The organism is uncultured Subdoligranulum sp. (assembly GCF_937890665.1).
In genome coordinates this window covers 1-19,835 of record NZ_CALADU010000162.1, presented here as the reverse complement: position 1 = coordinate 19,835, position 19,835 = coordinate 1, and the positions used below count along the sequence as shown (strand labels likewise).

21 protein-coding genes, 1 riboswitch and 1 other annotated feature are annotated in these 19,835 nt (G+C 59.2%); of the genes, 7 read left to right on the top strand and 14 right to left on the bottom strand.

Going from position 1 to position 19,835, the window contains the following annotated elements:
- Positions 1-266 precede the first annotated feature (266 nt).
- Positions 267-537 (top strand) — a binding site (T-box leader).
- Between the two features lie 77 nt (positions 538-614).
- From asnB to Q0526_RS09240, 3 genes are all read left to right on the top strand, one after another.
- Positions 615-2,195: an asparagine synthase B gene (asnB, locus tag Q0526_RS09250; RefSeq protein ID WP_366522072.1), complete on the top strand. Its 1,581-nt coding sequence runs from the start codon at positions 615-617 to the stop codon at positions 2,193-2,195.
- A gap of 79 nt (positions 2,196-2,274) precedes the next feature.
- Positions 2,275-2,387, top strand: a riboswitch (THF riboswitch).
- A gap of 98 nt (positions 2,388-2,485) precedes the next feature.
- Entirely contained in the window at positions 2,486-3,076 is a 591-nt protein-coding gene (locus tag Q0526_RS09245) for a folate family ECF transporter S component (RefSeq protein WP_298732791.1), read from the top strand.
- 191 nt (positions 3,077-3,267) lie between these two features.
- Positions 3,268-4,611, top strand: coding sequence for a sodium:alanine symporter family protein (locus tag Q0526_RS09240; RefSeq protein WP_298732789.1), 1,344 nt, complete (start codon positions 3,268-3,270; stop codon positions 4,609-4,611).
- A 90-nt stretch (positions 4,612-4,701) separates the two neighbouring features.
- Here Q0526_RS09240 and Q0526_RS09235 read toward each other — a convergent pair whose 3' ends face one another.
- From Q0526_RS09235 to Q0526_RS09170, 14 genes are all read right to left on the bottom strand, one after another.
- Positions 4,702-5,649 (bottom strand): hypothetical protein, encoded by a 948-nt coding sequence (locus tag Q0526_RS09235; protein ID WP_298732787.1) that lies wholly within the window; start codon positions 5,647-5,649, stop codon positions 4,702-4,704.
- 34 nt (positions 5,650-5,683) lie between these two features.
- Positions 5,684-6,223, bottom strand: coding sequence for a hypothetical protein (locus Q0526_RS09230; RefSeq protein WP_298732785.1), 540 nt, complete (start codon positions 6,221-6,223; stop codon positions 5,684-5,686).
- A 4-nt stretch (positions 6,224-6,227) separates the two neighbouring features.
- Positions 6,228-6,755, bottom strand: coding sequence for a hypothetical protein (locus tag Q0526_RS09225; protein ID WP_298732783.1), 528 nt, complete (start codon positions 6,753-6,755; stop codon positions 6,228-6,230).
- The gene (locus tag Q0526_RS09220) at positions 6,752-7,285 is read right to left on the bottom strand and encodes a sigma-70 family RNA polymerase sigma factor (protein WP_298732781.1); all 534 of its coding nucleotides are present in this window, start codon (positions 7,283-7,285) and stop codon (positions 6,752-6,754) included. Before Q0526_RS09220 ends, Q0526_RS09225 begins: the two co-directional genes overlap by 4 nt.
- Before the next feature lie 107 nt (positions 7,286-7,392).
- A complete protein-coding gene (locus Q0526_RS09215) occupies positions 7,393-8,148 on the bottom strand; it encodes an exodeoxyribonuclease III (protein WP_298732779.1) in 756 nt (251 codons plus the stop codon).
- Between the two features lie 19 nt (positions 8,149-8,167).
- The gene (locus Q0526_RS09210) at positions 8,168-9,523 is read right to left on the bottom strand and encodes an MATE family efflux transporter (protein WP_298732777.1); all 1,356 of its coding nucleotides are present in this window, start codon (positions 9,521-9,523) and stop codon (positions 8,168-8,170) included.
- Positions 9,524-9,635: 112 nt separating this feature from the next.
- Complete coding sequence (locus tag Q0526_RS09205; protein ID WP_298732775.1) at positions 9,636-10,943, bottom strand: ABC transporter permease; 1,308 nt, start codon at positions 10,941-10,943, stop codon at positions 9,636-9,638.
- A complete protein-coding gene (locus Q0526_RS09200; RefSeq protein ID WP_298732793.1) occupies positions 10,930-11,622 on the bottom strand; it encodes an ABC transporter ATP-binding protein in 693 nt (230 codons plus the stop codon). The genes Q0526_RS09205 and Q0526_RS09200 overlap by 14 nt, the downstream gene beginning before the upstream one ends.
- Before the next feature lie 128 nt (positions 11,623-11,750).
- The gene (locus Q0526_RS09195) at positions 11,751-13,430 is read right to left on the bottom strand and encodes an efflux RND transporter periplasmic adaptor subunit (protein ID WP_298732773.1); all 1,680 of its coding nucleotides are present in this window, start codon (positions 13,428-13,430) and stop codon (positions 11,751-11,753) included.
- A 192-nt stretch (positions 13,431-13,622) separates the two neighbouring features.
- Positions 13,623-14,681, bottom strand: a complete 1,059-nt coding sequence (locus Q0526_RS09190) for a hypothetical protein (RefSeq protein ID WP_298732771.1) — start codon at positions 14,679-14,681, stop codon at positions 13,623-13,625.
- Positions 14,671-15,159, bottom strand: a complete 489-nt coding sequence (locus Q0526_RS09185) for an RNA polymerase sigma factor (RefSeq protein ID WP_298732769.1) — start codon at positions 15,157-15,159, stop codon at positions 14,671-14,673. The genes Q0526_RS09190 and Q0526_RS09185 overlap by 11 nt, the downstream gene beginning before the upstream one ends.
- Before the next feature lie 205 nt (positions 15,160-15,364).
- Positions 15,365-15,949 carry a pentapeptide repeat-containing protein gene (locus Q0526_RS09180; protein WP_298732767.1) on the bottom strand — a complete coding sequence of 195 codons (585 nt, stop codon included), beginning with the start codon at positions 15,947-15,949 and terminating at the stop codon, positions 15,365-15,367.
- On the bottom strand, positions 15,946-17,040 hold the full coding sequence (locus Q0526_RS09175) for an acyltransferase family protein (protein ID WP_298732765.1): 1,095 nt from the start codon (positions 17,038-17,040) through the stop codon (positions 15,946-15,948). The genes Q0526_RS09180 and Q0526_RS09175 overlap by 4 nt, the downstream gene beginning before the upstream one ends.
- A 124-nt stretch (positions 17,041-17,164) precedes the next feature.
- Positions 17,165-17,539 carry a transcriptional repressor gene (locus Q0526_RS09170; RefSeq protein ID WP_298732763.1) on the bottom strand — a complete coding sequence of 125 codons (375 nt, stop codon included), beginning with the start codon at positions 17,537-17,539 and terminating at the stop codon, positions 17,165-17,167.
- Between the two features lie 201 nt (positions 17,540-17,740).
- On the opposite strand from Q0526_RS09170, the gene rbr reads away from it, so the two are divergent.
- The 4 genes from rbr to Q0526_RS09150 form a co-directional block, all read left to right on the top strand.
- Positions 17,741-18,283 (top strand): rubrerythrin, encoded by a 543-nt coding sequence (gene rbr, locus Q0526_RS09165; protein WP_298732761.1) that lies wholly within the window; start codon positions 17,741-17,743, stop codon positions 18,281-18,283.
- 346 nt (positions 18,284-18,629) lie between these two features.
- Complete coding sequence (locus tag Q0526_RS09160) at positions 18,630-18,842, top strand: FeoA family protein (protein WP_298732759.1); 213 nt, start codon at positions 18,630-18,632, stop codon at positions 18,840-18,842.
- Positions 18,843-18,903: 61 nt separating this feature from the next.
- Positions 18,904-19,125 carry a FeoA family protein gene (locus Q0526_RS09155; protein ID WP_298732757.1) on the top strand — a complete coding sequence of 74 codons (222 nt, stop codon included), beginning with the start codon at positions 18,904-18,906 and terminating at the stop codon, positions 19,123-19,125.
- Positions 19,126-19,166: 41 nt separating this feature from the next.
- A partial coding sequence (locus Q0526_RS09150) for a FeoB small GTPase domain-containing protein (RefSeq protein WP_298732755.1) occupies positions 19,167-19,835 on the top strand: 669 nt, incomplete at its 3' end.

The following is a 19,835-nucleotide window of genomic DNA, read 5'->3' as shown; positions in this document are numbered from 1 at the left end:
GTTAGGCTCACATCGTGCAGGATCTCTTTATTGTCGTCGGTCTCGTAGCCGACGTTACGCAGTTCTAGCATAGTAAAGAAGCTCCTTTGTTGGGGGTTGGGGATAGGGCAAGTATTACCCTATCCTACCGAAATAATACTATACCATGAACGGGGGCAAAGTACAAGGGGAATCTCTATAAAAATGGTAGATTTTAGCAAAAAAGCCGGGACGCTTCCTGCAAAAATTTCTTGACAGTGCCGCCGAATGGTGCTATGCTTTAGCTGTTAAAAGCGTTGATCGGGAAAAGTGCCGCGCAACAACCGCACAGAGAGCCCGGCATTTTGCTGCGAGCCGGGACGGGGACGGCGCGGGAAAGAACACCCGGGAGCTGCAACCTGAACCCTCCCGCCGGGGGCAGTAGGGGCGCCGCAGGCCGTGCGTTACAGCGGCAGCGTTTCAAAGGTGAACGTGTGCGGAAAAGTGACCGCATGCCGGTTTTCGGCTGCGGTAAAATAGGTGGCACCGCGGGTTTCAAGACAGCAACTCGTCCTATTGATAGGGCGAGCGGGCTGTCTTTTTTTATGGGCCGCTCGGGGAAAAACGGTTGTAAGAACGTAAGGAGTGTCACCAAAATGTGCTGTATCATGGGCTATGCCGGGCATGACCTGCCCAAAGAAACTTTCACCAAGTATCTGCTGCGTACCACCTCCCGCGGACCGGACGACCAACGGGTATGCGAAACGGAATTTGGCCTGCTGGGCTTCGGCCGGTTGGCCATCATGGGCCTGACGCCGGAGGGCATGCAGCCCTTCTTCCGGGGGGCGGACTGTGTGGCCTGCAACGGCGAGCTGTACGGGTTCCGTCCTGTCAAGAAAGAGCTGGAGGCGGAAGGCTACACCTTTGCCTCGGATTCGGACTGTGAGATCATTCTGCCCCTCTATTACAAGTACGGGCTGGAGATGTTCAAGCATCTGGATGCCGAGTTCGCCATGATTTTGTACGACAGCCGCAAGAAACTGCTCATCGCCGCCCGGGACCCCATCGGCATCCGGCCGCTCTTCTACGGGTACAGCGATTCGGGCTGTATCGCCTTCGCGTCGGAGGCAAAAAACCTTGTGGGACTGTGCAAAAAAGTCTATCCGTTCCCCATCGGCAGCTACTACTGCAACGGTCAGTTTGTCCGCTACTGCGATATTGCCGACACCCCGGCCTACGCGCAGGAGGAACTGCCTGAGATTTTGACCAACATCCGGGAAAAACTGGTGGCCGGCGTGGACAAGCGGCTGGACGCCGACACCCCGGTGGGCTTTCTGTTGTCCGGCGGGCTGGACTCCAGTCTGGTCTGCGCCATTACGGCCAAAAAGCTGGGCAACCCCATCCGTACCTTTGCCATCGGCATGAGCGAGGATGCCATTGACCTGAAATATGCCAAGCAGGTGGCGGACTACCTCCACGCCGACCACACCGAGGTCATCATCAACCAGCAGATCGTGCTGGACGCACTGGAAGACGTGGTGGCCATGCTGGGCACTTGGGATATCACCACCATCCGGGCGTCGGTGGGCATGTATCTGGTCTGCAAGTATATCCACGAGCATACCGACATCCGGGTGCTGCTCACCGGCGAGATCTCCGACGAGCTGTTCGGCTACAAGTATACCGACTTCGCCCCCAGCGCCGCGGCGTTTCAGGCCGAGAGCCAGAAGCGGATCCGTGAGCTGTATATGTACGACGTGCTGCGGGCTGACCGGTCCATCAGTGTCAACAGTCTGGAAGCCCGGGTGCCTTTCGGGGATCTGGATTTCGTCAAGTATGTCATGGCCATCGACCCGGCCAAAAAGTTGAACACCTACGGCAAGGGCAAATACCTGCTGCGCAAAGCCTTCGAAGGGGATTGGCTGCCGGAAAGCATCCTCTGGCGGGAGAAGGCGGCCTTCAGCGACGCGGTGGGCCATTCCATGGTGGACGATCTGAAAGCGTATGCCGAACAGCACTACACCGACCGGGAATTTGCCGAGCGGGCGGGGAAATATGCCTATGCCCGGCCCTTCACCAAGGAGAGCCTGCTCTACCGGGAGATTTTTGAAAAATACTATCCCGGTCAGGCCGAGATGATCGTGGACTACTGGATGCCCAACAAGGCATGGCCGGGCTGCGATGTGGATGATCCCAGCGCCCGGGTGCTGTCCAACTACGGCGCCAGCGGCCAATAAAGGGACAAAGCGCATAAATTTTTGCCCAAGGGGTTGCATTCCGGCTCCGGGCGGCCTATAATGGCCATGTAGAATCCATTGCAGAGTAGGGATCCGCGCGTGGGGGTTAGCCCCGAAGTGCCTGACCAACGGGGAGTTGTGGCAGGACGAAGTGACCAATGGTCCGCGGTGCGTATCCCGCATCCCGCTGCTGCATGACGGTGCGCAACGGCGGGTGTGGTATGTGTGTCCACGCCCGCCTTTTTGCCTCCTCCTTTGTGCAGCAATGCACCGAGTAGGAGGTTTTTTGTATGCAAAATCAACCGTTGTCCGTCTTTTCCGCCGCCTATTGGCGCGCTGCCCGGGCCGAGTTCCGCAATGTGCGGGTGCTGGCCTTTTCGGGGTTGGTCTGTGCCATGGCCATCATGCTGAAAAGCATGCCCATCTATCTGCTGGGACCTAGCCTCAAGATCTATTTCAGCTTTTTGGCGGTATCGCTGGGCTGTATGTGTTATGGCCCGCTGGTGGGCATGGCAGCCGGTGCGGTGATCGATGTGGGCGGCTTTTTGCTGTTCAGCTACGGCGAACCGTACTTCCCCGGGTACATGCTCACCGCGCTGCTGTCCGGGCTGCTCTATGGCCTGATGCTCTACCGGCGCAAACCCACCGTGCTGCGCATTTTGTTTACCCGGCTGCTCATCAACTATGGCAGCAATGTACTGCTGGGCAGCGTCTGGAAGGCCATGCTCTACGGCAAGGGGTATCTCTACTATGCCACTACCGGACTTATGAAAAACACCATCATGCTGCCGCTGGAGGTGTTTTTGACCTGGGTGGTGCTGCGGGCAGCCGTTCAGTATGGGCTGGACCGCAAATATATCCATGGCACGTTGGCGCGCTGAAATCAGGAAAAAGGGCTGCGACCCCTTGGGGGCGGCCGCCGGCCGGGTTCGCCCGGCCTTTTGTTTACCCAAAAGTGTACGCCGTATAAATACACTTGACTTTATGGAAAAAGCATAGTATAGTTAGTACGTTGTCCGTTTCATGGACAGCGAGGAAAGGTTTGGAATTTTGAGAAAAAGAGGGGAATCGTATGGAATTGTTTACTGCGCTGGTAGAGCGGGCCAGCAGCTTTTTGTGGGACTATCTGTTGCTGTTTTTGCTGGTAGGCACCGGCATTTTTTTCACCATCCGGCTGCGGGGTGTACAGTTGCGCCGCTTTGGGGAAGGGTTCCATCGGGTATTCGGCAACTTTACCCTTCACGGTAAAAAAGCCGGCGAGGATGGCATGAGCTCTTTTCAGGCGCTGACTACCGCCATCGCGGCACAGGTGGGCACCGGCAACATTACGGGCTGTGCCACCGCCGTAGTCAGCGGCGGCCCCGGCGCCCTGTTCTGGGTGTGGGTGTCGGCCTTCTTCGGCATGGCTACCATCTACGCCGAGGCGGTACTGGCCCAGCACTATAAGACGGTGGAAAACGGTCAGGTCACCGGCGGTCCGGCCTACTACATCCGGGCGGCTTTCAAGGGCCGGTTTGGCCGGATTCTGGCCACCATCTTCTCGGTACTGATCATTCTGGCGCTGGGCTTTATGGGCAACATGGTCCAGTCCAACTCCATCGGCGATGCATTTGCCAACGCTTTCGGCGTCAACCGGCTGGCGGTGGGCATCGTGGTGGCGGCCATTGCGGCCTTCATCTTCTTGGGCGGCGTGCGGCGCATCGCCTCTGTTACCGAGAAGATCGTCCCCGTGATGGCGGCATTTTACATCGTGGGCTGTGTGATCATCCTGATCATGAACGCCAAGGCGCTGCCCGATACCTTTGCCCAGATCTTTGTGCTGGCCTTTGACCCGCAGGCGATGGCCGGCGGTGTGGCCGGTGTCACCGTCCAGCAGGCGATGCGGTTCGGCGTGGCCCGCGGCCTCTTCTCCAACGAAGCCGGTCTGGGTTCTACCCCCCATGCCCACGCGCTGGCCAAGGTCAAGCAGCCGCAGGATCAGGGCGCGGTGGCCATTCTGGGCGTCTTTATCGATACCTTTGTGGTACTTACCCTCACCGGTCTGGTGCTGATCTCCTCGGGTCTGGTGCCGCAGGGGCTGACCGGTACGGCCTTGACGCAGGCGGCCTTCAGCCAGTCCTTCGGCAGCTTCGGCCCCATCTTCATTGCCATCTGCATGTTCTTCTTCGCCTTCTCCACCATCATCGGCTGGTATTTCTTCGGCCACACCAACTTCAAGGCTCTCTTTGGTGAAAAGGCGCTGCCCCTGTACAGCATCATCGTGGTGATCTTCATTCTGGTGGGCTCTACCCTCAAGGTGGATCTGGTCTGGGCCATGGCCGACTTCTTCAATGGCTTGATGGCCATTCCCAACCTGTTGGCGCTGCTGGCCCTCTCCGGCGTGGTGGCAGCCATTGACCGCGGCCAAAAGAAGTAAGTTCTCCCCAAAAGGGCAGGGACCCCGCATCCCGGGATGGGATGCGAGGCCCCTGCTTTTCTGTTATACGGAAAGGGAAGAACGCAACGGTTAGGAGGCAGCGCTTTCCGGTGTGGCCGGAAACTCCATGGGGAAGGTCGCTTGCAGTTGCTGCTCCACTTCCGCAGCCAGATACTCTTCGGGGGAATATTCTCCGTCGTGGGATTCCAGATACTCTTCGGTGATCCGCTCCCGCAGGATGGCCCGCACGGCGTCATTCCGCTCTTCAACCGTGGAATAGCCGTTGCCCTCGTACTCGTAATAGCAGTTTACCCGCTGGGCCAACTGCTCCGGCGTCAGTCCCTCAAAGAAGCTGGACAGGAAGTTCAAGGTATACCGGTTGCCGGTGGCGTTGGAAATGTTGGAGGAATCAAACTGGAACTGGTCCACCGGGACGCCGCTTTGCTGGACCAACTGGGTGATGCGGTAGCAGTCCGCGGCAAAGGCGTTGGCGTCGGTGTAGGTGTAGGTGGACAGTTCCACGTTGAGGTCCACATCATCCACATCCTGCAGTGTGTAAGACCCACTGTCGGTGTGGTTAAACCAGACGTTCACATACAGGTTGTTGACGCGGGCTTTCAAGTCGGTGTCGGCGTTCAGGGCCTGATAGATTTGATCCTGCAGTTGGGTGGAATAGTTGTTGCGGGCGTAATCCCGGGCGGGGTTGACGTATCCCCAGACCAGCGGCACCAGCGATGCGCCGCCTACGATGCAGAGAATGAAGCCGCAGCCCAGCACGCTGAGCCAATCGAATTTCACGGTGACGTCCGGCTTGGACGAGTAGACCAGCATCTCGATGCCCAGCACAATCAGCAGTGCCGGGGCAAACCGAACGATGCTGAGTAGATCGAATTGGGGAACAAACTGCTGGACCAGCAGCAGAATACCGGCGCCGATGAGCAGCAGCGCAAAGGCAAAACGACCTACGCGGCGTACTTTTTGCGGGCGAACAGGGGCTTGTGCGTTGGTTTGGGCCGCATTGGTTTTGTTTTCATCCATTTTGTTTACCTCGTGTTAAAATATACAAATTGTATTATTCTGCGTTTTCATCGTGGGGGTAGGGGGGCAGGTCGCTGCTCTGCTTACGCTGGGGGTGCAGACCCAACAGCCAGACACCGGCGGCGATGAGCAGCGCGGCGATGAGGATGGTGGGGATGGAACTGATATAGTAGTAGGCGTTTTGTACGTTGAGCAGTTCCAGCAGGCTGTACAGCATGGGTTCCACCAAAATGCTGTACAGCGACCAGATGCCCAGCGCGATGAGCCCCCAGCCCAGCAGGCGGTTGTGCTTGGGGATCAGCCGCTTCAGGTCTTCCCAGTCCCCCAAAATCATCAGGCCGTCGGGTTTGGGGTCCCCCGAAGCCAGATGCCGGATCAGGTCGTAGGTGTCAAAAAAGCTGTACATCCATACAATAAAGGCGGTTACGACCAGCGGGCTGGCCAGCGCACCCAGAATGAAGCAGCCGCAAAACAGGGTAATGAGGGAAAGCCCCCGCTGCATATAGCCGTAATACATCTGCCCGGCGCCGGGGATGCAGGCAAAGATAAAGGTGAGCAAAGCGTTCTTTTTCATGGTGTCAATCTCCCTTGGCGGATGCGCCGCCGTCGTCGTGGTGTTGCAGTTGTGCCAAGCCGTTTTCGGCGGCCAGCGTAAAGTTGGTAAAGGTGTCGTCCAGACTGTCGTAGAACCCGGTTACGGTGGTGTCCAGCCATTGGCCAAAGCTCACTTTGGGTTCCCGGGGCTGCACGCTGCGGGCGGCCATCTTCTGGTGGGAACCCAGCGACGCAAAGCCCCACAGCATAAAGGCCAGCACCACGGCGGCCGCAGCCGACACATACCGATTGGTCATAATGCGGAAGCGGCGCAGCCGCATCAGGTTTTGCACCTGCGGGATCAGGTCCCGCATAGGTTCTTGCAGGCAGGTGGGGGCGGCATCGATCAACTGGGTGTAGCGCAGCAGGCAATAATCGCAAAAGCTCAGATGCTCGGCGGCTTCCAGCGCGCCCAAATCGTCCAGTGTGCCATCCTTCAGTGCATACAGACCATCGTCGGTCAGATGCCCCTCTTTGTCGAACAGCTTTTCGTTGTCAAAATATAGGCTCATTCCTTCAGCCTCCTCTCGTTGATCTGTTGGCGCAGCAGCAGTTTGGCCCGCCAAAGCTGGCTGCTCACCGTAGCCGGTGGGCGGTGGACCAGCGTGGCAATCTCGGCGGTATCCTTGTGCTGTAAAAAGTACAGCACGGCAATTTGGCCGTAGGGTTCCCGCAGATTGCGCACCAGCGTTTCCAACTCTTCGGCCCCGGCCTGACTGGTCAACTGGTCGGCGGGGTCGGCGGCGTCCCCCGGTGGGGCGCCGCGGGGTTCCGGCAAGGCGTCGTCCCCCGGGGCTTCCACCCGGCGCACCCACGCGCTTTTTAGGTGGTCCTTGCACTTGTTGGCCGCCACCCGGACCAGCCACGCTTTGTAGTACTGGGGCTCGCACCGGTCAATGGCGGAAAAGGCCGACAAGAAAGTTTCCTGCGTCAGATCCTCGGCGGTGTGGGGGTCATGGACGAATTGCAGACAGACGGTATAAATCAGCCGCTGATATTGCTGCATCAACCCGGTAAATTCTTCGTTGGTCAGACCCCACACCCCCTTTACTTTCGCTTTCTATTACATAAGACGATTCCCCCGCGTCAGATTTTGCAACGCGGGGGAATTTTTTTCAAAAAAATATAAAAAATTTTTAAGATACCCTGTTACAGGTCCAGATCCAGCGTTACCGGGCAGTGGTCGCTGCCAAGGATCTCCATGCGGATATCCGCCGCGGCGATTTTGGGCGCCAACCGGTTGCTGACCAGAAAATAGTCGATACGCCATCCGGCGTTGCGCTCCCGGGCGCGGAACCGCATGCTCCACCAACTGTAAATGCCGGTGGCATCGGGGTGCAGGTGGCGGAAACTGTCGGTGAAGCCGGCAGCCAGCAGTTCGTCCAGCTTGCCCCGCTCCTGATCGCTGAAGCCCGCCGCCCCACGGTTGGGACCGGGGTTTTTCAGGTCGATCTCGGTGTGGGCTACGTTCAGGTCCCCGCAGAGGATCACCGGTTTTTGGGCGTCCAAGGCCTGCAAGTAGCGGCGCAGATCATCCTCCCACTGCATGCGGTAGTCGATGCGGGCCAGCTCGTTCTGGGAGTTGGGCACATAGAGGTTCACCAGATAAAAGTCGGGGTATTCCAGCGTGATGGCCCGGCCTTCGTGGTTGTGCAGGTCTTCCTCTAACCCATACCGCACCGAGAGAGCCGGCGTTTTGGCCCAGATGGCGGTGCCGGAATAGCCTTTCTTGTCGGCGCTGTAAATGTATTCGGTGTAGCCTTCGGGGGCAAAGTCTGCCTGCCCGGGCTGCATCTTGGTTTCCTGTATGCAGAAAAAGTCGGCGTCCAACGCGCGGAAGGTATCCTCAAAGCCTTTTTTCAGGCAGGCCCGCAGGCCGTTGACGTTCCAGCTTACAAATTTCATGGGGGTCCTCCTTGTAGGGTCAGGCGGGAATTTTCATGGCCTTCTTCTTCCAAGCACCGCTGGCAAAACGGATGACAAAGCAGATCAGGCGGCAGATCCAGTCGATGATCATGGCCCACCAGACACCCAGCGCGCCCCAGCCCAGTTGGACGCAGAGGATCTGGCTGAAGCCCAGCCGCCATACCAGCATGGACACCACCGAAACCACCATGGTGAACCGCACGTCATTGGCGGCGCGCAGGGCGTTGGGCAGGATAAAGGCCAGCGGCCACAGGAAGATGGAGAGCCCGGCGTGGATCCACACCAGTTCCGCCGAGAGCTGGGCTGTTTCGGGGGAGAGGGTGTAGAGGCTGAGCAGGGGGTTCAGGGCCAGCAGCACGACGGCGTTGGTCAGGCCCTGAGCCACATAGTCCCAGCGGAGCAGTTTTTTGGTGTAGTAAACGGCCTGATCAAAGTCCTGTGCGCCGACACAGCGGCCCACCACGGTGATCATGCCCAGACACATGGCGTTGCCGATAATGCAGCCCACGCCGTCCAGATTGTTGGCTACGGCATTGGCCGAGATGTGGACCGTGCCGAACAGCGAGATCATGCTGACCACCAGCACACGGCCCAACTGGAACAAGCTGTTTTCGCAGGCCGAGGGGACGCCGATGGCCAGAATGCTTTTGACGGTGCCCCGTTCCAGATGGGTGATGGTGTAGGGGGTGATGCGCAGCAGATAGTCGGGCCGGGCGGCCAGCGACAGGATGACGACGGCGCCCACCGCACGGGAAACCAAGGTGGGTACAGCGACACCGGCTACGCCCATCTTCAAACCGTAAACGCAAAGGGCGTTGCCGCAGAAGTTGATCAGGTTGACGACCACCGACACCTTCATGGAAACGGCACTGTTGCCGGTGGAGCGGAAGATCGCCGCGCCGGCGTTGTACAGGGCCAAGAAGGGGAAAGACAGCGCCGTGATGGTAAAGTAGATCAAAGCGGCCGTCATTACATCATCGGTAATGGAACCGAAGAAGAGGCGCAGCAGCATGGTGCGGCCAACCAAGCAGAACGCTGCGATGGCGCTGCCCAGCAGGGCGCTGAGGGTGACAAGCTGTCCGGCGCTGCGGGCGGCTTGTTCCGGTTTTTGGGCGCCCAAATACTGGCTGGTCACTACGGCGCCGCCGGTGGCCAGCGCACCAAAGACGGTGATAATGAGCTGGTTGATCATATCCACCAGCGACACGCCGGAGATCGCAGCTTCGCCGGCGGAGGACACCATCATGGTATCGGCCATGCCCACCAGCACGCTCAGCGCCTGTTCGATGACCAACGGCCACAGCAGGGTCATGAGCTGGTGATTGGTAAAAATCGCACGTTTTTCTTGCTGCATAGCAGCAGAACCCTTCCCTCTATTGATTTGCGTGATCCATTTTCCTATACGTTCCGCAGATGAGTATAACACAAAAAAGAGCCCCGTGCAATGCACGGGAACTCGTGATTTTTTATTCGTACCGCAGCGCGTCGATGGGGTTGAGCTGGGCGGCTTTGTTGGCGGGATAGTAGCCGAAAAAGACGCCGATGCCCATACTGAAGCCCACCGCCACAAGGATGGAGGCAATGCTGGGTTTGGCGGCCATGCCCACCACGCTGCTGAGCAGCGCGCCCAACCCGATGCCCAGTGCCACGCCGATGACGCCGCCGATCAGGCAGAGGATAACGCTCTCGGTGATGAACTGCATACGGATAGCGGAACCCGGGGCGCCCAGCGCCTTGCGGGTGCCGATTTCGCGGGTGCGCTCGGTGACCGACACCATCATGATGTTCATGACGCCGATGCCGCCCACCAGCAGCGAGATGGCAGCGATGGCCGAGATGCCCAGCGACAGGGTGCCCAGCATTTCGGTCATGGATTCCACCAGACTGGAGATGCTGCTGGCACTGACGGTCCAGGTATCGTTGTAGGTGTAGTAGCTGGCAAAGTAGCTGCCCACCGTATCCACAAAGCTGGTCACATCCACACCGGAAGCCGCCACCACCGTGACGCTCTGGTAGCCGGTGTCCGCCCCGGCGATCTCTTTGGCCACATCCAGCGGGATGTATATGTTGGTCTGGATCTGGTCGTCGTCGGTAATGCCGAACATACTGGCGTAGACATCCTCGGTGTACTCATAGACGCCGGTTATATAAAAGGTATACAGATTTTTGTTGATGGTCAGCGTGAAGGATTTGCCGATGGCGTCGATGGTGCTGCCGCCGATGGCCTGCTCCACAAATTTTTCCGATACCACAGCCACCTTGCGGCCGGCATCCATCTCATCGTCCAGCCAGCGGCCGGCCAAGATGGGGGTGTCGTCCTCCATGGCTTGCAGTTCCGCGGCGTTGGCGCCCGATACCGCTGCATGGATCGTGGTGGTGGGGTCACCGTACTTTTCGATGGTGCCGTCGCCCACCTCCTGTGTCAGTTCAATGCGGGCCACTTGGTCGGGGAAGGTGGCGGTAAATTCGTCCAGCATCTGGTCGGTGATCAGGTCATCGGCCGACGGAGTGGAGTCCATAAACCGCCGCAGCGTTACCCCTGCGGCCGTGCCGGTGGTGTCGTTGGAATCTTTTTGGGTCAGGCTGACCGTAATGTTGCTGACCCCCATGCCGGACATGGAATCGGTGACGGTGCCGGTCATACTGTTGCCCACTGTGACGATGGCAATGACCGCGGCAATACCGATGATGATGCCCAGCATGGTCAGCAGGCTGCGCATCTTGTTGCTGCGCACGCTGGCCAGTGCCATGGAAACATTCTCAAAGAGCTGCACGTTTGCCGGACCCCTTTCGTTCCCCCACGATCAGCCCATCCCGCAGCGTCAACACCCGCTGGCATTCCTCGGCCAGCTGGGGGTTGTGGGTGATGAGCACAATGGTCTTGTGGTATTTTTCGTGCATCTCATGGAACAGATCCATGACGATGCGGCTGGTCTGGCTGTCCAAGGCGCCGGTGGGCTCGTCGGCCAAGATCAGGGCTGGTTCGTTGACCATCGCCCGGGCGATGGCCACCCGCTGCTTTTGGCCGCCGGACAGCTCATTGGGTTGGTGTTTCATGCGTTCCGCCATGCCCACCCGGGTCAGCCAGTCCTTGGCCCGGCGGTTGCGCTCCCCGGCGGGAACCCCGGCGTACAGCATGGGCAGTTCCACGTTTTTCAGGGCGCTCTGGCGGCCGATGAGGTTGTAGGTCTGAAAGACGAATCCGATCTTACGGTTGCGGATCGCGGCCAACTCGTTGTCGGGGGCGTCGTGAATGTCCACCCCGTCCAGTGTATACTGGCCGCTGGTGGGCTTATCCAACACGCCGATGATGTTCATTAAGGTGGATTTACCGGAACCGGATTCACCCACAATGGCCACAAACTCGCCGGGATAGACTTTTAGGCTGATGCCGTGCAGGATTTCCAGCTCGTTGGGCTTGCCGATGTAGTAACTTTTGTGGATGTCCTGCATCTCGATCAGCGGCTGGACGGTCTGGGCCGGGGCGCTGCCGGGCAGATTCAGTTTGCGGGTCGCTTCGGGGGCTGCATCCGCCGCCTGCGGGGCGGTGCCGTTGGCAAATTGTTCGGTGTTGTGCATCTTTACATGCCTCCCGGGCCGCCGCCTTCCGGTCCGCTGCCGCGGTTTCCGCCGCCGTCAACGGGGGCGTCCGGGGCAGCAACCGCTACTTCACCGCCCTGCATCATCTCTTCCATGGGGTCGAGGGTGTTGTCGGTGGTTTCGATGCCCTGCGTCAGGTCGGAACTGGAACGGATCACATCCCCTTCCTGCAAGTCATCGCCGGAAATCTCGATGTAATAGTCGTTGGAGTCACCGGTGGTGACGGTCACTTCCTCAAAGGTCATATCCACGCCCTCGCCGCCGGTCTGGCGCAGCACATAGGTGGAGCCATCCTCGTGGGTGCCCACGGCATCCCGGGGAACGGTAAAGACATCGTCCTTCTCGTTGATGATGATCTCCACCTGAGCCGAAATGCCGATCAGCAAGCCGGAGTCCGCCCCGTTGACGGTGACGGTGGCGCCGAAGGTGCCTTCCGAATTGGCCACGGGATCGATGCGGGTCAGCGTGCCGGACACCACCGTATCACCGGTGGCATCGCTGGTGATGTTGCACTGCATGCCGGTGGACAGTTTTCCCACCGAGCTGGCCGGGATGGTGACCTCCACCGTCAGGTCGGAAACGTCCTGAATGGTGGCTACCGTGCCGCTGCACACCGAACCCACCGTGGCGTTCAGCTCGGTGATGGTGCCGTCCATGGTGGCGGTCAGGGTGCAGTCCTCCAAGGTGGATTGCAGGTCGGTCAGCGTGTCGGAGGTACGGGTGGCTTGCTCCAGCTTGGTTTCGGCGCTGTCCACGCTGCGGCTGTTGGTGGTCACCGCGTTGTCGTAGTTTTGCTGGGCGGTTTCCAGCGCGTCGCGGTATTGTTCGATCTGGTTGTAATACTGGGTGATGGTGTCAAAGCCCTGCAGGCCCAGTTCGGGAATGCTGCACTGGCCTTTGGCGATGCTCAACTGGTTCTGGTAGTCGGTAAGCTGGGTTTGGATCTCGTTGACACGGTCCTGATTGTTGTCCTTCTGGGCTTGGGCCAACTGTACCTGCAGGTTGGCTACCGTGTTTTGCAGCCCGGCGATCTTCTCGGCAAACAGGCCGTAGTAGTATTCCACCAGTTCCCGGTTGGTGCCGGTGGCGCCGGCGGTGTTCTGCATGGAAGAGTAGTAGTCGTTCAGACCCAGCGTGTCATAGTCCTCTTGGGCTTTGTCCAGCTTTTCCTGCAACTGGGCCAGATTGGTGGCCTGATCTTCCACACTGTTCTGGTAGTTGGTCTGGGCTTCCTCCACACTGTCGTTGTAGCTTTCCTGCGCGTTTTCAATCTGCTTTTCCACGTCGCTGGTGTCCAGTGTGGCGATCACGTCGCCCTCCTTGACGGTGTCACCCACCGCCACGTTCACCGCCGTGACCTTGTAGGTCTTGACGGAATCCGACGCCGTGACGCTGGCCGTGGAACCGGAAGCCACCGTGCCGTTGACACTGACCGAATCGGTCAGGCTGGTCTTTTGCAGGGTGGTGGTGCGCACAAACTGATAGGTCAATGCGGCGCTGGCAGCAGCCGTGCGCCCCAGCGTGTTGACCACAAAGGCAATGATAAGCAGCACAATGACCAAAAAAATCGTCAGCTTTTTGTGACGCTTGGCCCATTGCAGGGGATTATGGCGCTTGAACCAGTCCAGCGGACGGCGCGCGGTGGTATCATGTTCCGACATAGGTACTCCGAAGCTCCCTTCGCCCAAAGGCGGTAATTTTACTCATTCAGTGTAGCGCGAAATTGTGTACAAATTTTGTTCAAAAATCAAAAATGGCGATATGCCCGCGCAGGCAGGCATATCGCTGTACAAATTTGGCTAAATTGTGAATGAAAGCACTTTTTCGGCGCTTGGAAGCTGGTTTTGCGGGGCTTACTCGACGGGCACCAAGCTGTCCACCGCCTCTTTGAGCACCGCCCGGGCCTCTTCGCCCTGATCGCGGGTGGCGGGACCCCACCCTTCATCCGGATGGACAAAGAGGGTGTAATAGATACCGTCTTGCTCAAAATAGCCGTAGCTGCTCAGGTAGGGGGATTTGTTGCTGGTGCAGCGGGGCAGCAGGACCACAATACCGGAGGGCGTGGTGTACTCCTCCACATCCCAAGTGTAGCCGGAACTCTGGCTAAAATAGATGCAGTGCTGGGTGTCGGTGGTGCCGGCGGGCCGGTCTATGGTGGCCAGCATGGTTTCGGCCATCAACTCGACGGTATAGCCGTTGTCCAGTTTGTCCTTCCGGCGGGCGGACAGAAAGGCCGGTGCCATCTGGTAATCCGAAGTGCCGCTCCATAGAACGGTAAACCCAGCGGGCTGGGCCTGAGAGAGCGGGAGGCGGTTGTAGTACAGTACAAAGTCCTGTTCGGTCCAATCCTCTGATCCTTCCGGGGGAGGTTCAGGCAGCGCGGAGTTCCAGTAGATCGCGTCCTTTGGGGTGGCGCTGTCCAGCAGGCCGCTTTGCAGCAGCGGCAAACCGGTGGCTTCGGTCAGGTCCGCCCAACTGTCGTAGCCCCGGCCGCCGGGTCCGCCGGAAGAAGGAACATTATAGCCGCTGGTGCTGATATGCATGGGCGGTACGCCGTCGGCATCGGGCTGGCCGTTGTAATGGGCCAGCAGGGAATCCATCAGTTTGTCGGGCAGGACGTAGGCGGTCTGGTCGTATTGGATGGCGTACCCGGTATTTTTGTCGGGGGCAAAGCTGGGGCGGGGATTGGTGCGCAGGTTGGTGAACTGGACCCGACCCAGCAAGGCGCCAGCGGCCAGCAGCAGTGGCGCCCCGATGCAGATCGCCAGCCGTAGGGCCCGGGTGCGCCGTTTCTGCCGCTTTTCCCCGGCGGGCAGTGCTTCGGCCACGGCAGGCCACAGATCGGTTTCGGTGGGGTGAAGCCCTTCCAGCAGCGTCTGCCGCAGCAAGGTTTCGTCACGGTCAGGGGTCATGGCAGATGCCCTCCTTTTCTAAAAATGTGGCCAAGCGCCGCTTGGCCCGGTGATAACGGGTGCGCAGATAGCTTTCCGGCCGGTGATGGATCTTGGCTAAGGCGGCGTAGTCCATCCCGTCCAGTACCCGTTCCAGCACCAGCGCCCGGTCCAGTGGGTCCAGCGTGTTCAGCGCGGCACGCAGCTCCTCGCTGATGCCGGGGTCCGGCGGTGCCGGCTCGGGCGGGCGGCGGTTTTCGGCCCGCTTGGCGGCGCGCAGCATGTCCAGCGCCGTGCGGTAGGCGATGCGGTACAGCCAAGCCCGCTCGTTGTCCTGCCCGCCGCCCCGCAGGGTGTGCCGCCGCAGCCACGCCTTGATAAAGGTGGCCTGTACGGCGTCCTGCGCGTCGGCTTCGCTGCCCAGCAGGGCCGTACAGTAGCGCAGCAGCGGTGGGGTATAGGTGCGGACCATCTGTTCCAATTCCTGCTCAGTCTGCATACCGGATCACTTCCTTTCCTAAGCTCTTTCACCCCTATAACGCCGCCGGGGCCCCGTTTGTGTCAGCAAAACAAAAAAGCGGCAAAATTTTTTGCCGCTTGTATGCCTTTGTAATAGAAAAAATGTCTGCGTCGGCGGACATGCGCCGACGGCGCGGACACCGACAGGCAATCGCCGTGCGGGCCTGTTCCCCCTTTTGGTAAGGTTATTCGATTTTCAACCCGAACCCGCTCAGCAACGCCACCACATCGGGAAAACTGAACCGGGCGCCCTGCATCCGGTTCACGGTAGGGTCGATGAGATAGTCGGTGGCCTCCCGAAAATCCGCCTTTTGCAGGTCACACCGGCTGAACTGGGTACGCCCCAGCGGCACGGCGCGAAAATCCGCCCCGGTCAGTTTGCAGTTGTCGAAGGTGCAATCTCCGAACCGGCAACTGGAAAAATCAAACCGGGCCAGTGTCATGTCGGAAAATTCATTGTATCGAAATTCGCACTGTTCCGCCTTGCTGAAGGGCTGTACCAAGGCACTGCGTCCCTGCAGCCCGCCCCAAGCGATGGACCGGAAGGCGCAGCCCGAAAACCATGCGTCGCGCATCTGGCTGAAACTGAAGACCACACCGCTCCAGTTGCAGCGGCGAAAGGTGCAGGAGAGAAACGTGCAATTTTCGACGCGGACACCGTCCCACCGGCAGTTTTGAAAGGTGCAGTCGTTGTATTCCACCCCTTGCAGCAGGGGACCGGGGTCGAAGCCGTCCAGCACCTCGCCCTGAAAGTACTGTTTTGTCATCATGCTCTCCCCATTTTGCATAGTATGGCGTGCTTGGCGGCCCGATAAGGCTGGTAGACCAGCAGCGGCAGACCCAGACCCGCCGCCGTATAGGCCAGCCACCAAGCCCCGCCGGTGAACAGGGTGGGGAAGGCTGCCAGCAGATACCCTTCCCCGCCGGTGGCCAGCAGGCCCAGCCAAGTCACCAGTTTGAAGCTGAGAAAATGCAGGATGACGATGGGCATGGTGGCCCGGCCCAACGCAGCCAATGCGGCACCCAGCGGGGGCAGCAGGGCGGCCAGATGGGCGCACTCATAGACCAGCATCCAGCCGGCAGCGCTGGCGACCAGCAAGAACAGCCAGTGGGGGTACTGGTTGCCCGCCAACCCCACCGAGCCGAAGGGGAGCAGGAGCAGCAGCACCCCGAAGGCCAGCACGGCCATCAGAATTCGCGCGCCGGGCTTGCGGGCAGGCTGCCCCATGCAGTGGGCCAACGTGCCCAGATAAAACAGGCAGTAGCCGCTGGCCACAATGCCCAACCCCCAGACGTTCCAGCCGGTTTGGGACCAGTGCCAGCCTAAGAGCAGCAGTACGCCGGACACAAACCCTTGGGGGAGGAGCGTATCCTGCCCGAGGCGCAGTTTGCGCAGTACAAATTCCACCACGGCGTACAAAATCGAAATCTGGAACAGCGCCTGCACAAACCAGAGCGCGCCGCCCAACTGGGTACCGCCGTCAAAGACGCACCAGTGGAGGGTACGCCCCACGATGTCCTTGAGGGTCACCGGGTCGGTGGTTTGGTTGCCCGGCAGCTCCAGAATGCGAGGGTCCTGCGTTAAGATGTTGAACCGCAAAAACAGGTTGTTGCAGACCGTAAAGGCCGTGTTGGCCGCCACAAAGGGCAGCCAAAGGGTCACTACCCGACGCAGGCAGAACCGGCGCAGCCCGGCCCCGTCCTGCACGGGACGGAAAAAATACCCGCTGAGCATAAAGAAGAGGGCCATGTGGAACAAATAGAGGAAGTCGCTGCCGGCAAAGCCGGAATGGCCTACCACCATCAGCACAATGCCGATGCCCCGCATGCCGTCCAGAACCGGATCGCGCTGTTTCGCCATACTTGGTACCTCACTTCATCATAGCATAAGGCCAGTATACCGCAAAAAGCGCCCCGCGGCAAGCGGGGCGCGGGGCGCAAAAATGTCCGGGCGGTTTTGCCCGGACAAAGGTTGCCATACAAGGTTACTGCGCCTGCTTGGCGCGGCATTTGGGGCACAGGTAATGGATCGTCAGCGTATAGCCGCGAACCTCGGTGCCGATGGCGGCTTCCACTTCCCGGATCAGCCCTACCACCGGTAGGTCGGTCAGCTCGCCGCAGCCGTCACACAGCAGGTGCCCGTGGGGCACCGGATTGCAGTCGTAACGGTCTGGGCCGCCGGCCATTTCGAGGTGGGCCACTTCCCCGTCGCGCTCCATCAACTTCAGGTTGCGGTAGACGGTGCCGCGGGCGATGTGCGGCATCTGCTGGCGTGCATGGCAAAAGATCTCGTCAGCCGTCAGGTGCGCGGGACGCTGCTGGCTCATGATCTCCAATATCAATGCCTTTTGGCGGGTCATAGTCGGACCTCCTTCCCGAATAAGACTTTATCTTAAAAGATAGAATACACGATTTCTTGATTTTTGTCAACAGGAGATTTGAGAAAATTTAAGAATAAATCTTAAAAACGGGGTTGACAAAGAAAAATAATATGATATAATGAGGCCATAGCAAGACAAGTTCTTGAAAAGCAGAACAATTTATAAACGGAGGTAAGCGTTATGGAACTCAAAGGCAGCAAGACCGAAAAGAATCTGTGGGAAGCTTTCGCCGGTGAAAGCCAGGCCCGCAACAAGTACACCTACTTCGCATCCAAGGCCAAGAAGGAAGGCTACGAGCAGATCTCCGCGATCTTCAACGAGACCGCTAACAATGAAAAAGAGCATGCCAAGATCTGGTTCAAGCTCCTGATGGAGAAGGGCGAGATCCCCGACACGCTGACCTGCCTGAAGATGGCTGCCGCCGGTGAGAACGAGGAGCATACCTCCATGTATCCCCGGATGGCCGCCGAAGCCAAAGAGGAAGGCTTTACCGAGATCGCAGCGCTCTTCACGATGGTTGCCACCATCGAGAAGGAGCATGAGGAGCGCTACAAGGCTCTGGCCGCCAACATCGAGGCCGGTAAGGTCTTTGCCCGGGAGACCGAGCAGGTCTGGCAGTGCCGCAACTGCGGGTACGTCTATATCGGCCAGCATGCGCCGGTCAAGTGCCCGGTTTGCGCTCATCCGCAGGCTTACTTTGAGCTGAAGAGCAGCAACTACTGATATGCTGCGCTGAGAGAGGGGCTTTGCCCCTCTCTTTTTTTTGTGAAAAAAATTCCCCCGCCCCCGTTGACAAACCCAGGGGACCGTGGTATAGTATCTTCGTTAGCTAAAACTAACTGACAACCAGACACAGGGAGAATCCCTCATTTCCCGAACTTAGAACCGCACCCCTCAACCCGGTGCGGTTTTATGGGAATTCTGGATTAGCAATAACTAACTTTTGAAGCCCATCGTCCCCGCAAGCCGGCGATGGGGTTCGGCGGCGGACTGCAAGGGTCCGGCGCTATTTTTAGGCCTAATGGTTAGCGTGGACTAACATACGACCGAGGAAAGGGGCGACAAAACCATGCCGTTGACGATGGCCCAACCGGGGCAGACGGTCACTATTCGCAAAATTACCGGCCGGGACGAGGTGCGGCAGCATCTGGCCGAGCTGGGATTTGTGGTGGGGGAGCCGGTCACCGTGGTAAATGTGCTGGGCGGCAACCTGATCTTGCAGGTCAAGGCAAGCCGCATTGCATTGGACAAAACACTGGCGATGCGGGTCTTGGTAGCCTAATGTAGGACGATCCGGGGTCAAAGGCCCCGTGACCAGATTTGGATAAACGGGAGGGAACACGATGAAAACGTTACAGCAGCTTAAGGTAGGTCAAACGGCCACGGTGCTGCGGCTGCACGGCGAAGGACCGGTGCGGCGGCGCATTATGGATATGGGCCTGACCAAAGGCACGCAGGTCTACCTGCGCAAGGTGGCGCCGCTGGGCGACCCGCTGGAACTTACGGTGCGCAACTATGAATTGAGCATCCGCAAGGCCGACGCCGCGATGGTGGAAATCGAGTAACGGCGCTTGCACCCAGGCGCCAACGAAAGGGGTATTTGGACATGGCAATCAAAATCGCATTGGCCGGCAACCCGAACTGCGGCAAAACCACGCTGTTCAATGACCTGACCGGCTCCAATCAGTATGTGGGCAACTGGCCCGGCGTTACGGTGGAAAAGAAAGAGGGCCGCCTTAAAGGCCACGAGGATGTAGTCATCCAGGATCTGCCGGGCATCTACTCACTGTCGCCGTACACGCTGGAGGAAGTGGTGGCCCGCGGCTACCTGGTGGGCGAACAGCCCGACGCCATCCTGAACATCATCGACGGTACCAACATCGAACGCAACCTGTACCTGACGACCCAGCTCATCGAACTGGGCATCCCGGTCGTCATGGCGGTGAATATGATCGACCTGGTACGCAAAAACGGCGATACGATCGACCTCAAGCGCCTGAGCCGGGAACTCGGCTGCGAAGCCGTCGAGATCAGCGCCCTTAAAGGCGAGGGCAGCCGTCAGGCGGCCGAAATGGCCGTGGCGGCGGCGCGGGAAGGCCGCACCGGGGAGCTGCCCCACGTATTCACCGGCAGCGTCGAGCACGCGCTGGCCCACATCGAGGAATCCATCCAGGGCCGCGTGGAGGACCGTTTCCTGCGCTGGTACGCCGTCAAGCTGTTCGAGCGGGACGACAAGGTGCAGGCGGAACTGAAGCTGGACAGTGCAACGCTGGAA